The following is an 8,136-nucleotide window of genomic DNA, read 5'->3' as shown; positions in this document are numbered from 1 at the left end:
AGGGCAGGGGGTAGGGTGGCAGAATTTATAGCCCGGTAACCGGCTACGCCGGGCTTTCGGCGCCATTTGACTCCACAGACACATGTAACCTCATCTGGCGCCTCCATGCCGCTGACGCGGCATCCAGAAGTTTCCCGATGCTGTAAGTCTTAACGTCTGCTTTGTGCCAAATGCTGACGCTCAGGAATTGAGTTTCAGGTACTTTAAAAGCGAGGCTAGAGACTCGACAGGTCCAGCGTGACAACTAGGTGAGCGGGTTTCATCCCAGGGCATTGCATCATCAGTGCAGAAGTCTCCTGCACATTCCATTTCAAGACGTTCGTCAATTAAACCAACAGGAACCCAGACATAAGGTACGTCTCGCAGACTGTTAGGCACAGTTGAGCCACATACATTGCAAAAATCTGTACGGTACCCCGTTGGCTTAGACCATGAAGCAATGCAGTTTTCCCCTTTAATCCAGCGAAACTCACTGTCTTTGACTAGTGTGGCGAGATTGTAACCCACGCCGCTCTGCTTTCTGCAAAGCGAGCAATGACAACGATAAAACACTGCTGGTTTATGAGTAAGTTCAAATTCAATTGTTCCACACAAACAAGATCCATTCATTTCAAAACCATTCCTGCAAGGCCTAAGAGATTTTATGAAACATTACCATCTTTTTTGTACTGAATAGGAGCGCTCTTTTTGGCAACTCAAAATCAGCTATCAGTCGGTCTGAATATCCGCTCTTCGCTCATAACGGACTGCGCTCACTTATTGCAGTGAGCGTTACCTTGTGTTTAATGCCAGCCTGGTATAGTCAGGTTGACAGTGCCGGTTTCAGGTCTTCGTCATTAAAAACGGTTCCGGTCTTCAGGACGCCATAACACCAGTGCACCAGTTTCCGCATCAGCGCGCCAATGGCCACCATTTTAGGTTTACCCCGCAGGCACATCTCATCGTAAATATTACGCATTCGCTTATTGTAGATTTTTCCGCACAGGGCGGACATGTAAAGCTTCGCTCTCAACTGAGGGGGGCCGATTTTCGACATCCGCGGCCGGCGCCGGACCGATGTGCCTGAGCGTTTCTCGATCGGCACCACGCCCAGAAAGGCGGCAGCCTGCTCAGCCGATACAAAGTTATGGCTGCGAAGCACGACCAGCATATGCATCCCCAGCTGGGGACCAACCGATTTAATTGAGGTCAGCAGTGTATAATCACGCCTCAGTGCAGGGCTGGCTTTGATATGTGCTTTTATCTGCCGCTCGATATTACTTACCTCCTCGCGCAGAAGCTGCGCCATACGCCTGCAGGAACTGATAATATCTGCAGGTGTGTCTGTCGACAGGTATTTTTCCAGCCTGTTCTCCTCACGCAGGGCATCACCCAGCAGAACATCCCGCCGTCGCAGGAGTGCACCGAGATATCTGATTTCGGGTGCCGGCGGCTCCCAGCGGTGTGGCTTCTTAAGGAATGCGTAACAGGCCAGCATATACGCATCCACCTTATCCGTTTTTGTCATGATTCCCATGCCACGCGCAAACTCCCGACTACGGTGAGGGTTGGCCAGAGAAACCCGGAAACCGGCATCATGTAATTCAGTGGCCAGCCGTTCGTGATAAACACCGGTAGCTTCCATTACCACATGAACATCTTCCGGACTGCAATGTTGAAGCCTGAGCCAGCGAAGAATATTTTCAACTGAATGTCTGTTATTCTGGATGTTACGGGTTTTTATGCGTCCTTTGATACCGTCATAAAGCATGCAAAGATCCAGGGTGTTTTTACTTACGTCAATGCCGACTGGAAACATGGTCAAACTCCTCTCACATAAACCGTCACGCCTGTTCGCCTTGTACATACGGAGTCGAGCTCCCGATAACCGTTCAACCTGATGTGCTGGCGTGAAAGGTGAAGCGGAGGGCCATGTGCTGCAAATCAAGGTTCAGCGGTGCCGACTTTTCTGACCTTAAGGGAAGGGGGCGGCTCACTCTGCTTCAGTGGTGGTAGCTAATCACCACAAACTGTTAGATACAAGCCACCGTGGCGGATGTCACCCAGGTCGACAAACTGCTGCACGGCGACGAGAACGTCGTCTGCGCCGATGACGGCTACACAGGCGTCGAAAAGCGCTCCGAGCATGCCGACCGAGAAGTGATCTGGCAGGTCGCAGCACGCCGCAGCACCTACAAGATGCTCGATAAACGCAGCGCCCTGTACAAAGCCAAGCGCAAGATCGAGAAGGCCAAGGCGCAAGTGCGAGCGAAGGTAGAGCCCCCGTTTCGCGTGATCAAGCGGCAGTTCGGCTACACCAAGGTACGTTTCCGAGGGCTGGTGAAGAACACTGCACAACTGGTGACGCTGTTTGCCCTGTCGAACCTATGGATGGCCCGCCGACATTTGCTGGCAAGCGCAGGAGAGGTGCGCCTGTAATGCGGAAAATGGCCGTCGCAAGGTGCTCGCGACGGCTGAAAGCACCGAAATGAGCGAGTGATCCGATCGTTTTTGATCAGTTCACCGCTTTCAAAATCAGCAGTGGCTGAAGCCAGCCGGAAATACAGGGCTACTTCAGACCATCCCTAGCTAGGGCTCGTAGTTCGGCGCAAGGCTGAAGTCGCTTGGCTGCTTCGCTGTGCAGATCCATGACCCACTTTCCATCAAACTCCCGGTTGTAGTTCCACAAGCATCTCGCGAGTCTTGCCGGCCCGCTCCACTAACAAGACCACAACATCTCCAACGTTCTTGTCGTCTAGCCGGGCCTGTAATGTGGTGACGTCGTCAACGGCGATACCGTCGATGCTGATAACGCGATCGCCGGGCACGATGCCGCCTGCGGTGACCTCGACGCCGACGAGCCCGGCCCTGTGCGCCGCCGAGCCCGGCGTCACGCGCAATACGAATACGCCCTTACTGCCGGTCAGCGCCTGCAGACGCGTGTTGAGCTGCTCATCCACCTCGATGCCCAGCGCCGGACGGATGTACTTGCCGGTCTTTATGAGTTGCGGCACCACGCGCATGACGGTATCGACCGGCACCGCAAAGCCTATGCCGGCCGAGGCGCCAGACGGACTGTAGATGGCGGTATTGATGCCGATCAGCCGCCCAGCCGAATCGAGCAGCGGGCCACCGGAATTGCCGGGGTTGATGGCGGCGTCGGTCTGGATCAGGTGATCGATGGCCGGGCCGCCCGCTTCTCCCGGCAACGAGCGGTCGAGCGCGGAGACGATACCAGTGGTGAGCGTCCAGTCCAGGCCGAAGGGGTTGCCGATAGCAAACACCTTCTGACCCACCTTGAGGTCGGCACTGGTGCCGACCGGCACGGCCGGCGGGCGCTTGAAACCGACGCCGATCTTGAGCACGGCGATGTCGTGCGCGGGGCTCGTCCCCACCAGCGCGGCCTGGTAGTCGCGGCCGTCGGCCAGTTTGACGGTGGCTTCGGACGCGCCCTGGATGACGTGGAAGTTGGTGACGACGTGGCCGGCGTCGTCCCAGATGAAGCCCGAGCCAGTGCCGCGCGGCACGGAGAACACGTTGCGCGTCCAGACATCGCGTACTAATTGCGCGGTGGTGATGTAGACCACCGAGGCGCGTGATTTTTCGAACAGTTCGATGGTGGTTTTCTCGTCCGCCGCCAGATCGCCACGCGCCATCACGGTGCGTTCTGCTGCCTCGCGCGGACTGAACCAGGCCTCGATGGCGGGCAGAAACTGCCACAGCAGCATGAGCGCGGCAATACAGGCGGTGATGAAGAGCCAGCGCCGGACGAAGCGGTCCGGCGCGGGGCGTTGGTACGGGTCGAGATAGGCCATGAGACGTCTCCTGTTGATGGGCAATCAGCGCCACAGCCCGCTCGGGCGCCAGCGCGGTGGGCGCGTCGCCAAAGCGGATTCCGGCAAAAAATGGGGCGCGCGGAGTGGCAACGCTGATGCTGGCCCAGGCGCCAACGTCAGCAGGCGTGCGATGCGCTCTTGCGTTGCCGGACGCGTGCGCAAGCAGGAGGGCTCGGGATTGCCCCATCCCGGCCATAGCCAGGCACGCCAGGAGCGGCTGACCCGCTCGATTTTCGCCAGCGCGGACGCCAGCCCCTGCGGGTCGCCAGTCAGTTCCGCCGCAAGGCGGTCAGCGTCGAACTCACGCACGCGAGACAAGCCGAGCTGTGCGAGCAGGGCCAGTTGGGGCGATGCGGCCAATAACAATAGACCAGGCCAATAGACCTCCGCCGCGCCAACCAGCAGCGCGGGCAGGCTGAGCAGGATCGCGATCTGTCCCATAAGGGCCAGTAGGCACGTGAGGCGACTGACGGAATCCGCCAGCCCCATGACACGCAGATCCTCATTAGCGATGTGCGCGACCTCGTGCGCGAACACACCCGCCAGCTCGCGTGGGCTCAGGCTGCGCAGCAGGCCATCGGTGAGGGCGATCGATGCCTCCTGCTTCGATCCGGTGGCGAAGGCGTTGACGACGGCACTGGGCACATAGTGCGGCACCGGCGTGGCGGGCAAACCGGCACGGGCGGGCAGCTCGCGCAACAGGGCCCACATCTCGTGGGCTTGTTGCGGGTGCAAGGTCCGTACGCGGTACAGGCGCAAGCTCAGCGCCGACGCGGCTACCGGGTCCAGCAGCAACGCACCTGCAACGGCAAACAGCGCGAGCCACAGGCAGCCTTCCCCAAATGGCAGTCTCCCTGCTGCGGCTGCGATCCCGACCAGGGTCAGGACCAACAGCCCGGTCTGCAGGCGGTTGAGCCAGCGGTGTTGCAAGAGCACAGTGCGCGGATCACTCGGATGATGACGGGTCATGCTCAGAGGTCTCGGCGGCGCGGTCGCCGCGCTTGCGCAGCAGCCAGTAGGTCGCACCCAGAGCCAGCGTGGCGCCTGCCAGCGCGGCTATCTTTGCGGGGCTCGCGTCGGAGTCGAGGATCACGAACTTGCGGGAGAGTGCGATCACCGCGATCAGGACCACCGTCTTAACCTGGATGATGCTGTCCCGACGCAGCGCCACGCGCACGATGGAATGCTTGAACTCCATCGCGATCAAGAGCGTCATGATCATGCCGAACACGCTCTGGAATACCTTGTGGTCCAGGGGATTGAAGGCATCGAGAACCAGCAGCGTGAAGACGATGGAGATGAGCTGGAACAGCGACACCATGATGATGACGGCGATCACCGCCGACAGCACGAGCGCGACGACCTGCTCGAAGCGCTCGTAAAAACTCATGATGGCCAATTGGTCACGCAAGACCTGAAATGGGTTAAGGCGTTTTGATTTCATGACTATGAACTCCCTGGAAAACGGCTGCTGTCGAGACGGCGGCGCATTGCGCTGATGTGTCCTTCAATCAACTCGGTCGACATGCCAAGCGTCGACATCACCTGTTCCGCCAGCCCAATAGCTGCGGCAAAGGATTGCTGATACACGCGCACGTTAGGCATGGCGCGAAATGCATCGGCCGCGGTCGTACTTCTGCATGACACCCACAAGGTTAGCGCCGGACGGCGCTCGGCAATCGCCTGGGCGATGCGCAACGCTTGCTGGGCATGGGCGAACGTTAGCACCACCAAGTGCGCATGCGTCAAGCCGGCAGCCAGCAAGGTATCGGGCCGACTGGCATCGCCATGGAACACCGGCGCGCCGGCGGCACGCGCGGCCTCTACCTTCTGCGCGTCCGCCTCCAGCAGCAGATGCGCCACGCCGGCGTGGCGAAGAATCTCGCTGACTGTCAGGCCAAGCTCGCCCGCGCCGCAAACGATGACATGGTCTCGATATCGCGTCGTCTGCGCGGCGATCTCGACTTCTTCAGCCTGGGGTGGCTGAATGACGCCGCCGGTGCGGCTCAAGAACCGGGCAAGTACATCGTGATGGCGGATCAGTAGCGGTGCCAGGGCCATGCTGAGCACCAGCGCGACCAGCATGGGTTGGACGACGGTCGCGGGGATCAGATGCTGCTGCAAGACCGTGCCCAACAACAGCAGGGCGAACTCGCCGCCGTGCCCCAACGCTATGCCCGTGCGCCAGGCATCGAGGGCGGACAGGCGCGTCGCCCGCAAGGCCAGCGTATTGAGCAGGATCTTGACCGGTACCAGCACCACCAGCCACGCCAGCACCGCCAGCGGTGCCGAAAGAATCTGTGCTGCGTCCAGTTGCAGGCCGATGGTCACGAAGAACACGCCCGACAACACATCGCGAAACGGCCTGAGGTGGCTTTCCATGTGGTGCCGGAAGTCGCTCTCGCCCAGCACCATCCCGGCGAGGAAGGCCCCCAGGGCGGCGGATACGCCGACCGCGTGCGCAGCAGCGGCGGCAGCCACCACCACGCACAAGGAGACGAGCACGAACGATTCCTCGTGGCCCCGCCGCGCCACCCAGCCCAGCAGGCCATGCAACAGACGGCGCGAGACGAGGGCCGCTGCCGCGAACAGCAGCAGCACACCGAATACTTCAAGCAGCACATGCTCGATCTTCGGCGACTCGCCGCGCGCCCAGATCGCCAGCAAGGCCAGCAGGGGCACGCTGGCCAGGTCCTGAAAGACCAGCACGGCGATGGCACTGCGTCCGTGGCGGGTGGTGAGCTCGCCTTGGTCGGCCAGTTGTCGGCTGACCAGCGCCGTGGACGACATGGCCGCCGCAGTGCCGAGCAGCGCGGCGCTCTGGCCGGGCTGCCCCAGCCACATCAATAGCAGGATCAGCGGCGGGGCCACGGCGATCATCTGCAGAGCGCCCGCCATCAGCACCGTCCTGCGGGCGAGCCAGAAGTCTCCGAGGGAGAATTCCAGTCCGACCATGAACAACAGCAGCGCCACGCCCAGCTCGGACAGAAAGCTCAGCGTCTCCCCCGGCGCGATCACGCCGATGACTGAGGGGCCCAGTACAACGCCGACAGAGAGATACCCCAGCAAGGCGGGCACTCTGAACGCCGCCGTGGCCATCGCCGCCAGGCTGCAAGCCGCCAGCAGGATTAGCGTAGTGCCGAGCAAGCCCTGCATCGGTCAGCGCCCCACTTGCGTCGACGTCCAGCGCACGATGTCCTGCGCGCCCATCGCGCCGGCCTGACGGGCGATCTCCCGCCCACCCTGGAACAGGGCGAGCGTCGGGATGCTGCGGATACCGAACTGCGCGGCCAGGTGGGGCTCAGCCTCGGTATTCACCTTCGCCAGCCGGATCCTCGGTTCGAGCTGGTGCGCCGCTTGCTGGAACTGTGGCGCCATCATCTTGCACGGCCCGCACCATGGCGCCCAGAAATCGACCAGCAGCGGCAGATCGCTGCGCTCCACGTGGCGCGAGAACGTCGCCGTAGTCAACTCGATGGGCTCGCCCGTGAACAAGGGCTGCTGGCAGCGGCCACAGTTGGGATGTTCCGATAGCTTCGCAGTCGGTACGCGGTTGATGGACTGGCAATGCGGGCAGACGAGGTGAAGATCATTCTTCATGGTTCGCCTCCTTGGACCACAGTGAGGCTGCCTCGCTTCGGGTCACAGACAATGCCGACCAATCAACGCCTTGGATCCAATCGTTCCCGTTTTTGCTTACTCCGGCCTCTTCCAGATGAGCAGCGATGAATGCTTCGGCCTGCATGAGCCACCTTCGGACAGCATCTTCCTTACTAGGAATCAGCAGGATTTCAGAGACGCTGCTGGCATTCAGCCCGTCCACACGGATAAGCAGAAAAATGCGCCGCCACAAACGCGGCATGTCCTTCAGCAGGTCAAATGCAAAAGCGAACTCGCTCGACCGATCAATCAGCTCCTCCTGTTCCGCGATCGTTGCGACATCGGGATGCTGACTGCCAGCGAAAATATCGGCCAGCTTGAGTGTGTCATCGTGCTGATAAAATTCGAAGATTTCCTCTTCCACCATGGCCTCGGCCACGTCTTGGGCATCCGGTTCGACCGGCGCGTCCAGAGAAACGAATCCGCCAAATTGCCGGCTGCTTGCCACTTCGTTATCCAGGACGGCGAACAGATGCTTCAAAAGACCGGTGTAAGCCTCTTTTTCCCCCGGCACGGATTGCCATTCCACCTTAGCTCGGACAATCGCTTCATCCACCACGTCGCGCAGCGTCGGATAATCGCGCGGTAAATCGCCGACGGCCCGCAGATAAGCCAGCTCACGCCTTGCGACAGCCTCAAGTTTCGACAGTAGAGGCATTCG

General features: G+C 60.3%; 7 protein-coding genes and 2 pseudogenes. 1 reads left to right on the top strand and 8 read right to left on the bottom strand.

Annotated features, from left to right (window positions below):
* Positions 1 to 180: 180 nt before the first annotated feature.
* Together ACN0TS_RS18805 and ACN0TS_RS18800 are read right to left on the bottom strand one after the other, a co-directional pair.
* Positions 181 to 609: a GFA family protein gene (locus ACN0TS_RS18805; RefSeq protein ID WP_001554382.1), complete on the bottom strand. Its 429-nt coding sequence runs from the start codon at positions 607 to 609 to the stop codon at positions 181 to 183.
* A gap of 193 nt (positions 610 to 802) precedes the next feature.
* A complete protein-coding gene (locus tag ACN0TS_RS18800) occupies positions 803 to 1,798 on the bottom strand; it encodes an IS110 family transposase (RefSeq protein ID WP_004118750.1) in 996 nt (331 codons plus the stop codon).
* Between the two features lie 224 nt (positions 1,799 to 2,022).
* Between ACN0TS_RS18800 and ACN0TS_RS18795 the strand changes: the two are divergent.
* Positions 2,023 to 2,418 (top strand): annotated as a pseudogene (locus ACN0TS_RS18795) (IS5/IS1182 family transposase); the annotation flags it as partial.
* 224 nt (positions 2,419 to 2,642) lie between these two features.
* Here the strand turns inward: ACN0TS_RS18795 and ACN0TS_RS18790 are convergent.
* The 6 genes and pseudogenes from ACN0TS_RS18790 to ACN0TS_RS18765 all read right to left on the bottom strand — a co-directional run.
* The gene (locus tag ACN0TS_RS18790) at positions 2,643 to 3,794 is read right to left on the bottom strand and encodes a S1C family serine protease (protein WP_000323730.1); all 1,152 of its coding nucleotides are present in this window, start codon (positions 3,792 to 3,794) and stop codon (positions 2,643 to 2,645) included.
* A gap of 24 nt (positions 3,795 to 3,818) precedes the next feature.
* Complete coding sequence (locus ACN0TS_RS18785; protein ID WP_004118756.1) at positions 3,819 to 4,784, bottom strand: zinc metalloprotease HtpX; 966 nt, start codon at positions 4,782 to 4,784, stop codon at positions 3,819 to 3,821.
* On the bottom strand, positions 4,762 to 5,259 hold the full coding sequence (psiE-GI, locus tag ACN0TS_RS18780; RefSeq protein WP_001514138.1) for a heat resistance protein PsiE-GI: 498 nt from the start codon (positions 5,257 to 5,259) through the stop codon (positions 4,762 to 4,764). Before psiE-GI ends, ACN0TS_RS18785 begins: the two co-directional genes overlap by 23 nt.
* A gap of 2 nt (positions 5,260 to 5,261) precedes the next feature.
* Positions 5,262 to 6,971, bottom strand: coding sequence for a heat resistance system K+/H+ antiporter KefB-GI (gene kefB-GI, locus ACN0TS_RS18775; RefSeq protein WP_023326110.1), 1,710 nt, complete (start codon positions 6,969 to 6,971; stop codon positions 5,262 to 5,264).
* A gap of 3 nt (positions 6,972 to 6,974) precedes the next feature.
* The gene (gene trx-GI, locus ACN0TS_RS18770) at positions 6,975 to 7,415 is read right to left on the bottom strand and encodes a heat resistance system thioredoxin Trx-GI (RefSeq protein ID WP_000786814.1); all 441 of its coding nucleotides are present in this window, start codon (positions 7,413 to 7,415) and stop codon (positions 6,975 to 6,977) included.
* Positions 7,405 to 8,136, bottom strand: a pseudogene (locus ACN0TS_RS18765) (hypothetical protein); the annotation flags it as partial. The gene trx-GI and the pseudogene ACN0TS_RS18765, both read right to left, overlap by 11 nt.

This window comes from Celeribacter sp., assembly GCF_048266405.1.
GTDB lineage: Bacteria > Pseudomonadota > Alphaproteobacteria > Rhodobacterales > Rhodobacteraceae > Celeribacter.
The sequence above is the reverse complement of the archived record's forward strand: the minus strand, read 5'-3'. Positions and strand labels throughout refer to the sequence as shown.